This window comes from Nocardia sputorum (assembly GCF_027924405.1).
Taxonomy (GTDB): domain Bacteria; phylum Actinomycetota; class Actinomycetes; order Mycobacteriales; family Mycobacteriaceae; genus Nocardia; species Nocardia sputorum.
The window spans coordinates 1,513,911-1,529,557 of sequence record NZ_AP026978.1 but is presented as its reverse complement, the minus strand read 5'-3'; the positions used below and the strand labels follow the sequence as shown (position 1 = coordinate 1,529,557).

The following is a 15,647-nucleotide window of genomic DNA, read 5'->3' as shown; positions in this document are numbered from 1 at the left end:
GCGGCGGAAAGCGGTCGTTCCCCGACTCGCTCAGCCGATTGTGGCGTGGTCGGCGATCGGCGAATCCCGGAAGAGTTCCGCGTGCTCGGCCACCCACTGGTCGAACGTTCGCGCTGGTCTGCCCGTCACCTGTGCGACGGTGTCGACGACGGTCGTGGACGCGGCGTCGGGTGTGGCATACCAGCCGACGACGTACTCGGCGTCCGCCCGGGACACACCCGTGGCAACCAGCCGCTCGACGGCCTGGTCGTGCGTGATCCGGACGAAAGCGATGTCGCGGCGAACGGCCCGGGACAGGATGGCGATCCGTTCTCGCGGTGTCAGCGGCGCGGGCCCGGTGAGGTTGTAAGCACGGCCGGAATGGCCGTCTTCGAGCAGCGCGACAGCTGCCACCGCCCCGATGTCGGCTTCGTGTACCAGCGCGCTGGGGAAGTCGTACGGCTCGCGCACCACCGCCTCGCCGCGAATCGATTCGATCCAGCCCAGCGTGTTCGACATGAACTCTTGCGGTTCCAGTCGAGTCCATTCCACACCCGAGTCCCGCACAGCCTCCTCGACCGGCCCGACCGCGCCACCCCACACCACCGTGAAGCGGCGCACGCCCGCCTCGACCGCGCGCCGGACCAGCTCCGGCCCGGCTTCGGCAAGGCCGGCGGTCACGGTGACGTGCAACCGGTCGACGCCCTCCAAGGCGGCAGCCAACCGCTGCGGTTCCGTATGCGTGCCGGCCACGAGTTCCACCTCGGCCGGGAGCTTCCCCGCGGCGGCGACCGGATTCCGGGTCAACGCACGAACGCGCTCACCGCGGCGGACCAATTCGGCGACCACGTGCCGACCGGTGTTGCCGGTGGCACCCGTAACAAGTGTTGTCACAGTCGAATTCCTTTCGTCCCGAGGGACGCTAGAAGTTCAACTGCGCTCGAGGTCAAGGAGACGGCGAAGCCGCGCCCGTCCGCGAGGAACCTAGTCGAAGGGCCCGACGCCGGTGAGTGGGTTGCCGCCGTGCAGGTACCAGTAGGCGCCTACCGCGGCCGCTACGGCGAGGAGAAGGACCACGAACGAGCCGGCCGCCGGGCGGGTGGCCCAACCGCGATTGCGGTCGAAGGACAAGCGACCCGGACCGGTCAGGATGATGACGGCGGCGACGCCGGCCAGGATGCTTTCCAGTTCCACCGCTCCCGGCCCGGCCTTGTACTGGAAGCCGGGGGCCATGCCCTGTTTCCAGGCCCAGGCGTCCAGGATCACCGCGAGCACCGCGCCCGCGGCCAACGGGGTGGCCAGCCCGAGGATCAGCAGCGCGCCGCCGCCGACCTCGCCGGCGGTCACCAGGATGGCGGACACCGACGGGTGATCCCAGCCGCCGCGCTCCATCATGTCGCGGGTGCCGTCCAGGCCGGGGCCGTGGAACCAGCCGGTGAGCTTCTGCAAGCCGTGGTAGAGGAAGGTGGCGCCGACCACCAGGCGCAGCAGCAGCAAACCGAGATCGAGCGTGCCGCGGCGGTAGTCGCCGTTGCGGCGGCGCAGGCGCGCGCTGTCGCTCGGCGGGGTGGGAGCGGGCGGGATGCTGGCGTAATCGTAGGTGGACGCGGACTTGTCCCCCGCGACCTTGCCGTGGGCGGTGGTCGGCACGTCCGGATCGAGCCCGAGCTCGTCGTCGGTGCGTGGGACGTCCTTGGACAACTGCGGCCGCTGGGCTGGATCCACCCGCTCGAATTGCTCGGTCGGCGAGTCGTACGGGCTGGTCACGCCCCGACCGGTGGTCGAAACCGCCGACTGCTCGGCCGTGGAGGGAGCGGGGTTCCCGGCCTTGGGATCCGGCGTGTCTTTCGGCTTGTCGGTCACGGCAACTACCCTATGCCGCACCCCGTCACGGCGGGCAAGTACGGCGCGGCGTGTTCGGTGCGCGCAACACCCACCCGGAGGGGGCGCGGGCGACGTTATTTCCGTAACGTCTGGACCATGAGTTTGGTTGTCGTGGGCCGCGTCGCGGCGAGCTTGGCGCTCGGCTCCGTCCTGCTGGTCGGGTGCGCCCGGTTCGACGATTCGGCGTCCAGCCCGTTCACCCCGGAGCCGACCCTGCGCGGAGCCAACATCGACCCGAAGAAACCGAGTCAGCCACCCACCTCGACCACCCGGCCGAGCGGCCCCTGCATCGATCCCGACCCGGCGGTGGTGGCCACCTGCCTGGACACCACCGGCGGCCTGGTCACGCTCGCCGACGGCGCGCTGGTCGCCGAGCGCCGGACCGGCCGCATCCTGAAGGTCGCCCCGGAGCAGCCGCCGGTCGAGATCGCCCGGCTGGACGTGGACGGTTCCGGCGACGGCGGTCTCAGCGACATCGCGCTCTCGCCGACCTACCGCGAAGACGGGTTGATGTACGCCTACATCACCACCGGCAGCGACAACCGCGTGGTCCGCATCGCCGAAGGCGGCTCCCCCAAGGACGTCCTCACCGGGATCCCCAAGGGCGCGACCGGCAATCACGGCGCGATCGAGTTCGCCGCACCGGACCAGATGCTGGTGCTGACCGGCGACGCGGGCAACCCCGGCGCGGCGGCCTCGGCGGGCTCGCTCGCGGGCAAACTGCTGCGGGTGAACTCACCGGTGCCCGGCCGCACGCCCGCGCCGGAAATCGCCGTCTCCGGCATCGGCACCGCGGGGGACGTGTGCCGGGACGGCAAGGACAGCATCTGGATCACCGACCGCACACCCGCCGAGGACCGGTTGCAGCGGCTCGGCGGCGACGGCGTGGTCACCACCGTGTGGACCTGGCCGGACCGGCCCGGCGTCGCAGGCTGCGCCGCCGCGACCGACGGCGTCGCGATCTCGCTGACCCGCGCGAAAGCCGTCGCCATCGCCTCCGCCGACCCGAACACGCACGCCGTCACCGCGGCCCCGTCCCTGGTGGCGCAGGACAGGTACGGACAGCTCGGCGGCGCGGCGGTCGGCGCCGACGGCACCATCTGGGTGACCACGGTGAACAAGACCGACGGCCAGCCGGGACCGTTCGACGACCGCGTCGTCCGCATCCCGCCCCCGCAGGCCGGTGGCGGCGGCCCGGACTGAGTTCGCTGTGTTCTCGGCCGCGCGGGCGCGGCGTGTTCGCGGCCCTCTTGTGGTTCGCGTCCGAGTGGCCGCCGCTGGCGACTGCGTCGCGGACGCGGCGGCCACTCGGACCCGAACCGGGCCGCGAACGGAACATGCTCGGTCTCGCTTCGCTCGAAACGGGCGGTAGAGCCGGTGAGGCGCGTGCGGCGGTGACAGCACGATCCGGGCTTCGCCTTGTCGAGGCGACCAAGGGGCCAGGAGGCCATGTGTCGCTTGACAGCGCCGCTGCGGTCTGGCCGCTCATGCTGCGTACGTCGCCTTCGATCGGCCGGAATGCCTGCGGACGCTTCAGGAGTCGTCCCGATCCTGGGCCGGGATACCGAGCACGGTGAGGAAAGCGGTCGCCGCGGGTGGGCGGCTGCGGCTCCAGATGACGTATTCGACGCGGGCCGGGGCGTCGGCGACCTCGATGGTGACGACGCCCTCCAGCTGCGGCGCGTAGGCGGCGGGGAGCATGGCCACGGCGAGTCCTGGGCGGACGAGCCGAGCGATGTAGTCCGCGCTGGTCACTTCGAAGGCGACGTCACGGTCGAGACCGGCGGCCGCGAACGCCTGGTCGGATTGGAGGCGTCCCGCGGTTCCGGCCGGCAGGTCCACGAAGACCTCCGACGACAACCTGCGCAGATCGACCGTCGGCGCACCGGCGAGCGGGTGGTCCCGCGCGACCACGGCGACGAGCCGGTCGCGGGCGAGTTCGTGGGCGGCGACGCCGCGTGGTCGCGCGGTGACCGGCAAGCCGAGGAAGGCCACGTCGATGGCGCCTTGCACGACTCGCTCGATCAGTTCCTCGCTCGCGCCGACCCGCAGACTGACGCGCACGTGCGGATATCGCGTGCGGAACTCACGCAGCGCATCGGGGATGTCGACCGCGGCGACGGTGGGGATCAGCCCCACGGCGAGTCGTCCGCGCACCTCACCGACCGCCGCGGCGACCTCGGCGGCCGCGCGCTCGGCGGCGTCCAGGCACTGGCGGGCAGCGGGGAGGAACGCCGCACCTGCCGGTGTCAGGCGCACCCGGCGGCTGGTGCGCTCGAACAGTCTCGCGCCCAGTTCCCGTTCCAAGCGGGCGATCTGGTGGCTGAGGGCGGATTGCACGACCAGGCATCGTTCGGCGGCTCGGGTGAAGCTGTTCGTCTCGGCGACCGCGAGGACGTAACGCATCTGTTGGAGCTCCATAGATCAATCGTGAATCGAGATCGATGAAGTGACAAACATGTGTTGGACTCATCAATAGTCGCCGGGCGAGACTTCCCCTGTGAAAAGTCCAGCAGCACAGACAATTTCCGGCGGAGACGCGCCGCTCGGAAATCTGTCTCGCACCCTCCTGACGGCGCTCGCTCCCGCGTCGTGGGGCACGACGTACGTCGTCACCACCGAACTTCTCCCACCAGGACACCCGCTGTTCGCGGGACTCCTGCGCGCGTTGCCCGCGGGGTTGATCGCGCTGGCGATCACGCGAACGCTGCCGCGCGGAGCGTGGTGGGGCAAAGCAGCGGTGCTCGGCGTGCTCAACATCGGGCTGCTGTTCCCCCTGCTGTTCCTGGCCGCCGAACGTCTGCCGGGTGGCGTGGCCGCGACCTTGGCGGCTGCCCAGCCGCTGGTCGTGGCTGTCCTGGCCGTGGCCGTCCTGCGGGAGAGCCCGTCCGCCTGGCGCCTGGTGTGGGGCGCGATAGGCGTCCTGGGTGTCGGCTTGGTGGTCATCGGGCCGGATGCGTCCCTCGACTTCGCCGGAGTGGCGGCGGGCATCGCCGCAGCGGCTTCGATGGCGCTCGGCCTGACGCTCACGAAGAAGTGGGGACGCCCCGCTGCGGTCGGCCCCACCGCTTTCGCCGGCTGGCAGCTCACCGCGGGCGGTCTGTTCCTGCTGCCTCTCACGTTCCTGGTCGAAGGCTCCCCGCCCACGATCGACGCGCCCGCTGCCTGCGGCTATCTGTGGCTCGGTCTGGTCGGCGGTCTGCTCGCCTACGTCGTCTGGTTCCGCGGCATCGGCGCCTTGCCCGTCACCTCGGTCGCGGTTCTCGTGCTGCTGTCGCCGCTGGTCGCCGCCGTTCTCGGCGCCGTCCTGCTGGGCCAGACCCTCGGCCCGGTGCAATTGGCAGGCTTCGCGCTCGCGCTCGCCGCCATCGTCGCGGGGCAGCTTCCCGCGCCCACCCGCTCGTCCACCGTCGTATCGACCCCCGAAGGGATACTGAAATGAAGATCGCCGTCGTCGGAGCCAACGGCATGGTCGGCTCGCGTGTCATCGCCGAGGCCGTGCGCCGCGGCCACGAGATCGTCGCCGTGTTCCGGAGACGGCCGCCGACTCCCTTGCCGCCCGGGATCTCCGCCGTCGAAGGCGACGCGAACGACGCCGACCGGATGAGCGAACTGTTCGACGGCGTCGACGCGATCGTGGCGGCGACGCGTCCGGGCCCCGGGCAGGAACACACCGTCACGGCGACGACGACGGCCCTGCTCGACGCGGCCCAGACCACTCGGTCACGCATCCTCGTCGTCGGCGGCGCCGCCCCTCTCCAGGCTTCGGAGCACTCCGATCGGCTTGTCCTCGACAGTCCGGAGTACGTCCCGGAGGCGGTTCGCCCCATCGCCGCCGCCAGCGTCGCGCAGTGGGAGTCCTGCCGGGCGCATCCGGCCACCTGGGTCTATCTCAGCCCGCCCGCCCTGCTCGAGCCCGGACAGCGGACCGGAAAGTACCGGCGCGGCGCCACCACACTGATCATCAGCGCCGACGGCTCGTCCCGAATCTCTGCCGAGGATCTCGCCGTCGCCGTCCTCGACGAACTCGAAAGCCCAGGCGAGAGCAGGCATTTCACCGTCGGTTACTGAGCGCGGGCATCAGCCGCCCATGGCTTCCGCGTGCGACGATCGGCATCAGGCACTCCTGCCGGTGGGCCCGGCGATGACGACAAAGGAAACGACCAGATGAAGAGAGTCCTCGTGCTCTCGGCCGCGCTCGCCTGTCTCGGCGCTACGGCGCTGGTATCCGCGGAGCGGACGACGGCACACCGTCCGGACCCGCGCACCACGATCGGCCTGCCCGCCGGATTCCAGCCGGAGGGCATCGCGATCGGATCGCGACCGGTGGCCTACTTCGGCTCACGGGCCGACGGCTCCATCTACCGCGCCGACCTGATAACCGGACGAGGCGACATCCTGAGCCCCGGGCCGGGTACGCCGGCGCTGGGCCTCCAGATCGACCACCGGGGCAGGCTGTTCGTCGCCGGTGGCACCGGAGGCGACGCCCGCGTCGTGGACGCCGACACGGGCGCGGTGCTGGCGAGCTACCGGCTCGGTACGCCTCCGGACACGTTCGTCAACGACGTGGTGCTCACCCCGACGGGCGCGTGGTTCACCGACTCGCGAGCGCCGGTGCTCTACCACCTGCCCGTCGGCGACGACGACGCGCTGCCGCCGCCTCCCGCGGTGGTGCGGCGACCACTGACCGGCGACATCCGCTACGAACCCGGCGCGATCAACGCCAACGGAATCGTGCGCACGCCCGACGGCGACGGGTTGATCGTCATGCAGTCGGTGACCGGCCGGTTGTTCCGCGTCGAGCCGGCGACGGGCGTGACGCGACAGGTCGATCTGGGCGGCGAGACGCTGCCCGGCGGCGACGGGCTGCTCTTGCGTGGCGGCACATTGTTCGTCGTCCAGAACCGGTCCAACGCGATCGCCGTGGTCTCGCTCGATCCCTCCGGCACGACGGGGACCGTCGAACGGCGCGTCACCGACCCGCGCTTCGACGTGCCGACGACGGTCGCGATGTTCGGAGACCGTCTCTATCTCCCGAACGCCCGCTACACCACGCCGCCGACCCCGGACACGACCTACGACTCGGTCGCGCTCGACCGCCCTCGCTGACTGCTCAGCCGCACGCGGCGAGGACGAGTTCCCGGACACGGGCCGCGTCGGCCTGGCCGCGGGTCGCCTTCATGACGTCGCCGACGATCTTGCCCGCCGCCTGCACCTTGCCGGAACGGATCTTGTCGGCGATATCGGGGTTGGCGGCCAGCGCCTTCTCCACCTCCGCCTGCAGGGCGCTGTCGTCGCTGACCATGCCGAGCCCCTTGGCCTCGACGATCTGCGCCGGATCGCCTTCGCCTTCCAGCACATGGTCGACGACCTGCTTGGCCACCTTGTTGTTGATCGTCTTCGCGTCGACCAGCTTGATCACCTCGGCGACCTGGGCCGGGGTGATCGGCAGCTCGTCCAGCGCGACTTCGCGCTCCTTGGCCTTCTCGGTGAGGTAGGCGACCCACCAGGAGCGCGCCTCGTTGGCTGGGGCGCCCGCGTCGACGGTGGCGATGATCAGGTCCAGCGCACCCGCGTTGACCAGGTCGCGCATCACCTCGTCGGACAGGCCCCAGTCGGACTGGATGCGCGCCCGGCGCAGCCACGGGTACTCCGGGATGGTGTCGCGCAGCTGCTCCACCCAGTCCGCGTCGGGCGCGACGGGCTCGAGATCCGGCTCGGGGAAGTAGCGGTAGTCCTCGGCGGTCTCCTTGCGGCGGCCGGGCGAGGTGGTTCCGTCGGTCTCGTGGAAGTGCCTGGTCTCCTGCACGATCGTGCCGCCGCCCGCGAGCACCGCGGCCTGCCTGCGCATCTCGAAGCGCACCGCGACCTCGACGCTGCGCAGCGAGTTGACGTTCTTGGTCTCCGTGCGGGTGCCGAATTCCGTTGCGCCGATGGGCATCAGCGAGACATTCGCGTCACAGCGCAGCGAGCCCTGCTCCATCTTCACGTCGGAGACCCCGAGCGACTTCAGCAGATCTCGCAACGCCGTCACGTAGGCCCGCGCCACCTCCGGCGCACGCTCCCCCGCGCCGGTGATCGGCTTGGTGACGATCTCGATCAGCGGCACACCCGCCCGGTTGTAGTCCAGCAACGAGTGGCTGGCGCCGTGGATGCGGCCGGTCGCGCCGCCGATGTGCACCGACTTGCCGGTGTCCTCTTCCATGTGCGCGCGCTCGATGTCGACGCGGAAGGTGCTGCCGTCGTCGAGCACCACGTCCAGGTGCCCGTTCGTGGCGATCGGCTCGTCGTACTGGCTGATCTGGTAGTTCTTCGGCTGATCGGGGTAGAAGTAGTTCTTACGCGCGAACCGGCCCCACGGGGTGATCGAGCAGTTCAGCGCCAGACCGATCCGGATCGCGGACTCGACGGCCTTCTGGTTGACCACCGGGAGCGAACCGGGCAGACCGAGGCACACCGGGCAGACCTGGGTATTCGGCTCGGCGCCGAACTCGGTCGGGCAACCGCAGAACATCTTGGTCGCGGTGTTCAGCTCGACGTGGACCTCCATGCCGAGCACCGGCTCGAACCGGGCGATGACATCCGAGTAATCCATCAGGTCGACCGTGGGTGCGCTCATGGCCATCAGTTTAGGTAAACGCTCCCGTCGCAGCGCAGCGGCTCTCGCGTCGCGCGGCGCTACTTCGACGGGACCCGCTGCCGCAGCCACCCGGTGACGTAGTCGAGGACCTCGGGCGCGATGGTCGTCTCGATGGTGCTGTACTCGCTGGGACGGCCGGTCTCGGTGGGTTGCATCAGATGGTTGAGGCCGGGGAAGACGTGGACGGTCGCGTCGGGGTCGGCGGCGAGGAGGTCGCGCATCGGCTGCTCGCTCTGCGCCGGGGGCACCTGGAGATCCTTGCCGCCGAAGAACGCGAGCACCGGGACGCGCAGGGCCGAGAGGGCGGGCGCCGGATCGTAGGCGACCAGGGCCGCCAGATACGGCGTGATCGGCGCGGCCGCCTGATCGTCCGGCACGCGCTGGTCGGCGGGCCGGGACTGGTTCTGCCGCACGGCCAGCTGTTTCGCGCCTTGCAGGTCACCCGCCTTCAGCAGAGTGGCCAGTTCGGTGGTGTCGCGCACCTGGGCCTCGATCTGGTCGGGTGGTGCGCCGTTGGCGGCGGCGAGCAGGCGGGTCTGCTCGATCAGCACGTCCGTGCCGGGAACGCCGGGTCCGGCCATCAGGACGGCGAACGCGACGCCACTGTCCGGGCGCGCGGCGACCAGCGGCGCGAGGTAGCCGCCCTCGCTGTGACCGAAGAGCCCGACTCGGGCCGGGTCGATGTCGGCGCGGTCGCGCAGGAAGCGGACGCCCGCGGCGGCGTCCTCGGCCAGGTCCGTGTAGCTCGCGTCGTCCAGCTTGCCGCCGGTGCCGCCGACGCCGCGATCGTCGGTGCGCAGCACGGCGTAGCCCGCGCGGGTGAAGGTGTCGGCCAGCAGCAGGAACGGCTTGTGCCCCATGAGGTCCTCGTCGCGGTCCTGCGGTCCGCTTCCGGTGATCATGAGGATGGCGGGGAACGGGCCCGCGCCCTGCGGCTCGGTCAGGGTGCCCGCGATGGTGACGTCGCCGCTGCGGTAGGTGACGTCCTCGGTCTGGTACGGGAACGGCGGCTTCGGTTCCTGCGGACGGGCGGGGGGTTCGACCTTGCCTCGGCTCAGCGTCAGCCGGAAGCTCTGGCCCGACTGGGTGAAATCGCCGGTGATCCGGTCGCTTCCGGACTCGTATTCGCCGTGGAACACCGGGTCGCCCGGGATGTCGGGGATCGCGAACGACACGCCGTCGCGGTCGGAGCTGACATCCTTCAGTTGCGTGCCCGTCACCCCTTGCGAGGGGATGTCGATGGTGGCTGTGCCGTCGTCGCGGAAGGTCACGCCCACCTGCACCGGTTGACCGGGGACCTCGATGGCGCCGTGCCAATCGCCGATGGTCGGATCGGGCGGATTCGACTCCGAACACCCGGCGACCAACGCCGCGATCACGAACAGGGCCAACGCGATCAGTCGCCCACTGCGCATGCGACTCACAGTACCGACCGCGCGCACCGGCCCCCGCTATTCGCCGCGCGCGTACCGCACCGCAGCGGCGATTTCCGCCATGTCGAGCTGCAGGCCGGGGTTCTGTTCCCGCACCTCCTGGAACTCCAGCAGGGCGTCCTCGACGGTGGTCTGCCGAGCGGTTCGGTTCAGCTCGCGACGCACGTACTGCCCCAGCGGAAGTCCGGCGGAGCGAGCGCGGCGGCCGAGGACGCCGAGCGCATCGATGGGCAGGCCGTAGCTTTGCACGAGCGCCACGGCGTCGTCATCGATATCCGGTGCCAGGTCGCGTCCTTCGGATTCCAGGAATTCCACGACCGTGTCGTCCGGTGTACGCCGCCGCGCCAGCGCGATCAGCTCACGCCCGATGTAGTCCGGCAACGGCAGCCCCGCCGCGCGCGCCCGCCGGTGCAATACATCGACGGTGGCTTTCGGCAGATCGTTCACGTGGATCTCGGCCATACCGGCCAGGGTAGCCGCCGCGCCGGTACGGGACGAACCGAAGCGGTTTCGGTCGCCGGTGCGCCTCCGTTCACGCGTCATCGATCCGGTCTGCGCCGAAGAGCGCGTCGACCTGTGCGCGTTCCTACCCGAAGAACGCCTCCGCCTCGCGATAGCGCTCCGTCGGCACGCGCTTGAGCTGTTTGGTGGCCTCCGACAGCGGAACCAGGTCGATGGAGGTGCCGTGCAAGGCGACCATCTGGCCGAACTTGCCCGCGTGCACGGCCTCGGCCGCGTGCAGGCCGAAGCGAGTGGCCAGCACCCGGTCGTAGGGCGTGGGGCTGCCGCCGCGCTGCACGTGACCGAGCACGGTGGTGCGGACTTCCTTGCCGATGCGCCGCTCGATCTCCACGCCGAGCTGCTGCGCGACGCCGGTGAAGCGCTCGTGGCCGAACTCGTCGATACCGCCCTCGCGCAAGGTGAACCCGGAGTCCGGCGCAGGGTGCGAGCCCTCGGCGACGACGCAGATGAAGTGCTTGTCACCGCGCTGGAACCGCCGCTTGATCATGGCGCACACCTCGTCGACCTCGAACGGGACCTCCGGCACCAGGGTCAGGTGCGCGCCGGCCGCCATGCCCGCGCTGATCGCGATCCAGCCCGCGTGGCGGCCCATCACCTCGATGAGCATGACGCGCTGGTGCGATTCGGCGGTGGTGTGCAGCCGGTCGATCGCCTCGGTGGCGATGCTCAGCGCCGTGTCGTGGCCGAAAGTGACGTCGGTGCAATCGATGTCGTTGTCGATGGTCTTCGGGACGCCGACCACCGGCACGCCCTCGTCGGACAGCCAGCTCGCGGCGGTGAGGGTGCCCTCGCCGCCGATCGGGATCAGCGCTTCGATGCCGTTGTCGTCCAGGGTCTGCTTGATCCGGCCCAGGCCGGCGCGCAGCACGTCGGGGTTGGTGCGGGCGGTGCCGAGGATGGTGCCGCCCTTGGTGAGGATGCGGTCGGTGCGGTCGTCGTTGCGGATCTGGATCTTCCGATCCTCCAATAGGCCGCGCCAGCCGTCCTCGAAACCGACGATCGCGTCTCCGTAACGGCCGTTCGCGGTCCGAACGACAGCGCGGATGACCGCGTTCAGTCCTGGGCAGTCTCCGCCTCCGGTCAGAACTCCGATGCGCATGGCCGCTATCTTGCCCTTCATGTCCGATCTCGGCAGCCCCGCCCCCGTGAACGGCGTGTAACACCGACCTGGACAGATGACCTCATGCGGCCGGGCAGCGTCCCCCGGACAGTTCGTCGAGATGCTCCGAGACGACCGTGGCGAGTTTGTCCAGGACGTTCATGCCGTCGCTGAACGATCCCGACTCCGGCTGCACGGCGATCGCGATCGCGATCTGCCCCGAGGGGACGTCGATGACCCCGAACTGCCGCACCAGGTAGTTGCCCGAGACGTCCGGGCCCCAGCCGCCCTTGAATTCGGCGCCGCCGAGCTCGCCGAGACCCCAGCGCTGGCTGGCGATGACCTGTTCCATCAGCGAGGTCACGCGATCGGTCTGCGGCAGGCAGGGCAACCGCGAGGCGAACCGCACCTGATCCGTCAGCGACCACTCCGCCTGCCCGAAGGCCGAGTGCTCGGAACGGGTGCGGGTGGCGGGCACGACGGTCTTGTTGTCCCCGCCTTCGCGCAGGACCGCCTGGACGGCCTGCGCCGCCTCCTGCGGCGTGCCGAGCGACTGCCAGAGCACGTCGGCGGCGGCGTTGTCGGACTGCGTGATCGCGGCCGACGCGGCGTAGCTCGAGCTGCCCGGACTGCGCCGCAGCGCGGCGATGGTGAGCGGCACCTTCATCGTCGACCAGGCCGGACCGCTGGTCCATTCACCGAAGGTGATCGCCTGCTCGCCGCCGACCGGCATGATGGCCATGCCGAGCTTCCCCCGCACGCCCGCCGCGAGCTCGGCATAGCTCGCGGCCAAGGTGCCCGGCAGGATGAGGGACAGGCCCTTCTGGTCGGTGCGCGCCGCGGCCTCGGTGATGCTCGGTTCGCTCGATGCCGAGTCCTCGCTGCGGTCGGTTGTACACCCGGCCACCAGCGCTACGGCAAGCGCCGCACAGCCGAGGACGTTTCGTATTCTGCGGAATCGCCGACCGCCGGCCGCGACGACAGGGGCGCGGCCTCGGGTCGGCTGACTCTTGTCTCCCCGCCAAGTGACGACGGCGCGGTCAACAAGCATGGACACCTCCACCTACCCGCCCGATGTCGCCGAGCGGCCGGGATCGGAACCGGCGCTGCTGGCCGGCCTCACCCGAGAACTGCTTCTCGTTATCCCGGAGAACGTACTAGATGTTTCGATTACGCCCCAGTTCGCCGAAAACACCTGACCGACACAGCCGGTGCCGAACAGAGCGCCGGATATCGGTAACACTCAATAGCATTGCGGTATCACCGCAGGATCTGTCGGGTTCGCCGAACCCGTCGCCGCGATCCGGCTTCCGGCGAACACGTCTGGCGGGCTTCACGATGTTTTTATATTCCATATGAGCTATATTGCCAATATGGCATCTACGTTCGAGGCGCTGGCCGAGCCACGCCGCCGGGAGATCCTGGACCTGCTGCGCGAGCGGGAGCGACTGGTCGGCGACCTGGTCGCGCAGCTGCGACTGGCCCAGCCGACGGTGTCCAAGCACCTGAAGGTCCTGCGCGGCGCGGGTCTGGTCGACGTGCGCCAGGACGCACAGCGGCGCTGGTACCGGTTGCGACCGGAACCACTGGCCGAGATCGAGGCCTGGCTCGCGCCGTACCGGCGGATGTGGGACACGAGCCTCGACGCCCTGGAACGTCATCTCGACGCCATGCCCGACGAGAAAGGACAACCATGAGCGATCCCCGAGCACAGCTGCGCACCATCGACGGCGCCCCGACCCTGCGGTTCGAACGCAGGCTGGCGCATCCCCCGGCGAAGGTGTGGCGCGCGATCAGCGACCCGGCGGAAATGGCCGCCTGGTTCCCGGCCGCGGTGACGACCGAACCACGGCCCGGCGCGGCGATGCGCTTCACCTTCGCCGACGCACCCGAGACGGTCGAAAGCACCTCCCGCGGCGAGGTGCTCGAGTTCGACCCGCCCAAGGTCTACATGTTCCGGTGGAACGAGGACGTGCTGCGATTCGAACTCGTGCCCGACGGGGACGGGACGCTGTTGGTCTTCACCCACGTCCTCGGCGGCGGACCGCTAGGACGGCTCGGCGCCGCGCGATCCGCCGTCGGGTGGGATCGTTGCCTGACGGCACTCGCGGGCCTGCTCGGCGACAGCCCCACCGAGCCGGACACGACTTGGCTTGCCGATATCGAGCGCTATATCGAGGAGTTCGGGCTCGACACGGGCGACTGCGAGGAGGTCGCCGGTGGCTACGTGTTGCGGTTCGCGCGTGACCTGGTGTGGCAGCCGATGGACTCGGTGTGGACTTCGCTCGTCGGCGACGAGACCCCGTCCGTGGGCGCCCGGCCACCCGTCCGGTCGACCAATCAGCATGTCGAGGCGGGTGCGCTGGTCGACGTCGAGCCGCCTCGAACGTTGGCGTACGAGTGGCGGCACGACGGCGCCGTCGCGGGCACGGTCCGCTGGGCCTTCGAGGCCGATCCCGACCTGGGCGTCCGAGTGGAACTCACCCAGACCCTGCCGGAGGAATTGGCTCGGCTACGGCCGGAACTGCTGGCCGCCTGGCACGTCCAGCTGGAACTCTTCTTCGCCGCCACCCGAGGCGACATCCGCTGCCCCTGGCCCGCCGATCGCGTGGCCGCGCTGGCCGAACGGTACGCGGTGGCACTCGGGTGAATCACTCTGTGCCACTGCGGCTCAAACGCACCCGCCACCGGGTTCCGACTGCTTACGATCCCGTAGCACATCGCGAAACATGCACCTGACCGGCGCGTAGCCGACCCGCTTGCCCGCACGCGTCGGCGAAGAGCCTTCCCTTCTGGAGTCATGCCTTTTGTCCACGCCACCGTCCCCGCAAGCCACTTCCGAAAGCCCGAAAGGCTGCCCCGTCCAACACGGTTCACCGCTCGACGCCGACGGACCCCGGGTCCCGCTGTACACAGAGGAATTCGCCGCCGACCCGCATCGCGCCTACCGGGAGATGCGCCGCCGGTTCGGTTCGCTCGTGCCGGTGGAACTGGCGCCGAATGTGCCCGCCACGTTGGTGATCGGCTATTACACGGCGTTGCGCATCCTCAACGACCCCGTGCACTTCCCGGCGGACCCACGGACCTGGCAGCAGGGCATTCCCGGAGACTGCCCGATCCTGCCGATGATGGAATGGCGGCCGAATGCCCTGCGCAGCACGGGCTTCGAACACGAGCGCTACCGCCAGGTGAACGTCGCGAGCCTCGGCGAGGTCGACCTGTACGCGTTGCACACGACGACCGAACAGGTCGCGGGCCCGCTGATCAACGCCTTCTGCCAGGACGGCGCGGCGGACCTGATCAGCCAGTACGCGTTCCCGCTCACGTTCGCGGTGCTCAACGAGATGCTCGGCTGCCCGCCGGAGATCGGGCAGCAGGTGGCGATGGGCATGGCCGCCATCTTCGAGGGCGTCAACGCCGACAAGGGCAACGCGATGCTCGCCGACGCGCTGTTCGAGCTGGTGCAGCGGAAGCGACGGAATCCGGGCGACGACATCACGTCGCGACTGCTGCGCCACCCCGCCGCCCTCGACGACCGGGAGATGATCCACCAGCTGGTCACCCTGTACGGGGCGGGAATCGAACCGCAGCAGAACTTGATCGCCAACACCTTGCGACTGATGCTCACCGACCGCCGGTACGCGGGCGGGATCTTCGGTGGCAGTCTGTCCACCCGCGACGCGCTCGACGAGGTGCTGTTCGACGACCCGCCGGGAGCCAACTACTGCTTCAGCTACCCCAAACAGCCCATCCTGATCGACGACGTGTGGTTGCCCGCGCACCAACCGGTCGTCATCAGCATGGCCGGGTGCAATCACGACCCGGCGATCAACACCGGCGAGCACACCGACAACCGCGCGCACCTCGCGTGGGGTGCCGGACCGCACGCCTGCCCCGCCAGATCGATGGCATACCTGATCGCGCAGGATGCCATCGACCAGTTGCTCGACGCGCTGCCCGAGATACAGCTCGCGGTCCCGGTGGAGGAGCTGATGTGGCGCCCGGGTCCGTTCCACCGCGCCCTGGTCTCGTTGCCCGTCGTCTTCCCGGAGACTCCACCGTTGCCCGCGTTCGGGTAGGCGAGCGATCG

Annotated in this window: 16 protein-coding genes; 8 read left to right on the top strand and 8 right to left on the bottom strand. The window is 70.0% G+C overall.

The window, feature by feature from the left end; translation table 11 throughout:
* Positions 1-30: 30 nt before the first annotated feature.
* Both QMG86_RS06885 and QMG86_RS06880 read right to left on the bottom strand, forming a co-directional pair.
* On the bottom strand, positions 31-873 hold the full coding sequence (locus QMG86_RS06885) for an NmrA family NAD(P)-binding protein (RefSeq protein WP_281878386.1): 843 nt from the start codon (positions 871-873) through the stop codon (positions 31-33).
* A gap of 90 nt (positions 874-963) precedes the next feature.
* Complete coding sequence (locus QMG86_RS06880) at positions 964-1,842, bottom strand: DoxX family protein (RefSeq protein WP_281878383.1); 879 nt, start codon at positions 1,840-1,842, stop codon at positions 964-966.
* Positions 1,843-1,959: 117 nt separating this feature from the next.
* Here QMG86_RS06880 and QMG86_RS06875 point away from each other — a divergent pair, with 117 nt between their 5' ends.
* Positions 1,960-3,066, top strand: a complete 1,107-nt coding sequence (locus tag QMG86_RS06875; protein WP_281878382.1) for a PQQ-dependent sugar dehydrogenase — start codon at positions 1,960-1,962, stop codon at positions 3,064-3,066.
* Positions 3,067-3,396: 330 nt separating this feature from the next.
* On the opposite strand, the gene QMG86_RS06870 is transcribed toward QMG86_RS06875, so the two are convergent.
* Entirely contained in the window at positions 3,397-4,284 is an 888-nt protein-coding gene (locus QMG86_RS06870) for a LysR family transcriptional regulator (protein WP_281878380.1), read from the bottom strand.
* A 79-nt stretch (positions 4,285-4,363) separates the two neighbouring features.
* On the opposite strand from QMG86_RS06870, the gene QMG86_RS06865 reads away from it, so the two are divergent.
* The 3 genes from QMG86_RS06865 to QMG86_RS06855 all read left to right on the top strand — a co-directional run bounded on the left by QMG86_RS06865 (position 4,364) and on the right by QMG86_RS06855 (position 6,972).
* Positions 4,364-5,305, top strand: coding sequence for an EamA family transporter (locus QMG86_RS06865; protein ID WP_281878378.1), 942 nt, complete (start codon positions 4,364-4,366; stop codon positions 5,303-5,305).
* On the top strand, positions 5,302-5,934 hold the full coding sequence (locus tag QMG86_RS06860; RefSeq protein ID WP_281878376.1) for an NAD(P)-dependent oxidoreductase: 633 nt from the start codon (positions 5,302-5,304) through the stop codon (positions 5,932-5,934). The genes QMG86_RS06865 and QMG86_RS06860 overlap by 4 nt, the downstream gene beginning before the upstream one ends.
* 96 nt (positions 5,935-6,030) lie before the next feature.
* Positions 6,031-6,972: an SMP-30/gluconolactonase/LRE family protein gene (locus QMG86_RS06855; RefSeq protein ID WP_281878375.1), complete on the top strand. Its 942-nt coding sequence runs from the start codon at positions 6,031-6,033 to the stop codon at positions 6,970-6,972.
* A 4-nt stretch (positions 6,973-6,976) separates the two neighbouring features.
* Here the strand turns inward: QMG86_RS06855 and gatB are convergent, their stop codons facing one another.
* The 5 genes from gatB to QMG86_RS06830 form a co-directional block, all read right to left on the bottom strand.
* The gene (gene gatB, locus QMG86_RS06850; RefSeq protein WP_281878373.1) at positions 6,977-8,482 is read right to left on the bottom strand and encodes an Asp-tRNA(Asn)/Glu-tRNA(Gln) amidotransferase subunit GatB; all 1,506 of its coding nucleotides are present in this window, start codon (positions 8,480-8,482) and stop codon (positions 6,977-6,979) included.
* A gap of 59 nt (positions 8,483-8,541) precedes the next feature.
* Complete coding sequence (locus QMG86_RS06845) at positions 8,542-9,918, bottom strand: alpha/beta hydrolase family protein (RefSeq protein ID WP_281878371.1); 1,377 nt, start codon at positions 9,916-9,918, stop codon at positions 8,542-8,544.
* A 36-nt stretch (positions 9,919-9,954) separates the two neighbouring features.
* A complete protein-coding gene (locus tag QMG86_RS06840; protein WP_281878367.1) occupies positions 9,955-10,398 on the bottom strand; it encodes a hypothetical protein in 444 nt (147 codons plus the stop codon).
* Positions 10,399-10,522: 124 nt separating this feature from the next.
* Positions 10,523-11,557 carry an ATP-dependent 6-phosphofructokinase gene (locus QMG86_RS06835; RefSeq protein WP_159838561.1) on the bottom strand — a complete coding sequence of 345 codons (1,035 nt, stop codon included), beginning with the start codon at positions 11,555-11,557 and terminating at the stop codon, positions 10,523-10,525.
* 82 nt (positions 11,558-11,639) lie between these two features.
* The gene (locus QMG86_RS06830) at positions 11,640-12,464 is read right to left on the bottom strand and encodes a serine hydrolase (RefSeq protein WP_281878365.1); all 825 of its coding nucleotides are present in this window, start codon (positions 12,462-12,464) and stop codon (positions 11,640-11,642) included.
* A 142-nt stretch (positions 12,465-12,606) separates the two neighbouring features.
* Here QMG86_RS06830 and QMG86_RS06825 point away from each other — a divergent pair, with 142 nt between their 5' ends.
* The 4 genes from QMG86_RS06825 to QMG86_RS06810 all read left to right on the top strand — a co-directional run bounded on the left by QMG86_RS06825 (position 12,607) and on the right by QMG86_RS06810 (position 15,636).
* Positions 12,607-12,756 (top strand): hypothetical protein, encoded by a 150-nt coding sequence (locus QMG86_RS06825; RefSeq protein ID WP_281878363.1) that lies wholly within the window; start codon positions 12,607-12,609, stop codon positions 12,754-12,756.
* 174 nt (positions 12,757-12,930) lie between these two features.
* The gene (locus QMG86_RS06820; protein WP_195086171.1) at positions 12,931-13,254 is read left to right on the top strand and encodes an ArsR/SmtB family transcription factor; all 324 of its coding nucleotides are present in this window, start codon (positions 12,931-12,933) and stop codon (positions 13,252-13,254) included.
* The gene (locus QMG86_RS06815; protein WP_281878362.1) at positions 13,251-14,207 is read left to right on the top strand and encodes an SRPBCC family protein; all 957 of its coding nucleotides are present in this window, start codon (positions 13,251-13,253) and stop codon (positions 14,205-14,207) included. Before QMG86_RS06820 ends, QMG86_RS06815 begins: the two co-directional genes overlap by 4 nt.
* A 157-nt stretch (positions 14,208-14,364) precedes the next feature.
* On the top strand, positions 14,365-15,636 hold the full coding sequence (locus QMG86_RS06810) for a cytochrome P450 (protein ID WP_281878361.1): 1,272 nt from the start codon (positions 14,365-14,367) through the stop codon (positions 15,634-15,636).
* The last annotated feature ends 11 nt before the right edge of the window (positions 15,637-15,647 follow it).

Coding starts and splice junctions, on each gene's coding strand:
- QMG86_RS06875 (WP_281878382.1), top strand. CDS start 1,960: ATGAGTTTGGTTGTCGTGGGCCGCGTCGCGGCGAGCTTGGCGCTCGGC.
- QMG86_RS06870 (WP_281878380.1), bottom strand. CDS start 4,284: ATGGAGCTCCAACAGATGCGTTACGTCCTCGCGGTCGCCGAGACGAAC.
- QMG86_RS06845 (WP_281878371.1), bottom strand. CDS start 9,918: ATGCGCAGTGGGCGACTGATCGCGTTGGCCCTGTTCGTGATCGCGGCG.
- QMG86_RS06815 (WP_281878362.1), top strand. CDS start 13,251: ATGAGCGATCCCCGAGCACAGCTGCGCACCATCGACGGCGCCCCGACC.
- QMG86_RS06855 (WP_281878375.1), top strand. CDS start 6,031: ATGAAGAGAGTCCTCGTGCTCTCGGCCGCGCTCGCCTGTCTCGGCGCT.
- gatB (WP_281878373.1), bottom strand. CDS start 8,482: ATGAGCGCACCCACGGTCGACCTGATGGATTACTCGGATGTCATCGCC.
- QMG86_RS06860 (WP_281878376.1), top strand. CDS start 5,302: ATGAAGATCGCCGTCGTCGGAGCCAACGGCATGGTCGGCTCGCGTGTC.
- QMG86_RS06840 (WP_281878367.1), bottom strand. CDS start 10,398: ATGGCCGAGATCCACGTGAACGATCTGCCGAAAGCCACCGTCGATGTA.
- QMG86_RS06820 (WP_195086171.1), top strand. CDS start 12,931: ATGGCATCTACGTTCGAGGCGCTGGCCGAGCCACGCCGCCGGGAGATC.
- QMG86_RS06835 (WP_159838561.1), bottom strand. CDS start 11,557: ATGCGCATCGGAGTTCTGACCGGAGGCGGAGACTGCCCAGGACTGAAC.
- QMG86_RS06825 (WP_281878363.1), top strand. CDS start 12,607: ATGGACACCTCCACCTACCCGCCCGATGTCGCCGAGCGGCCGGGATCG.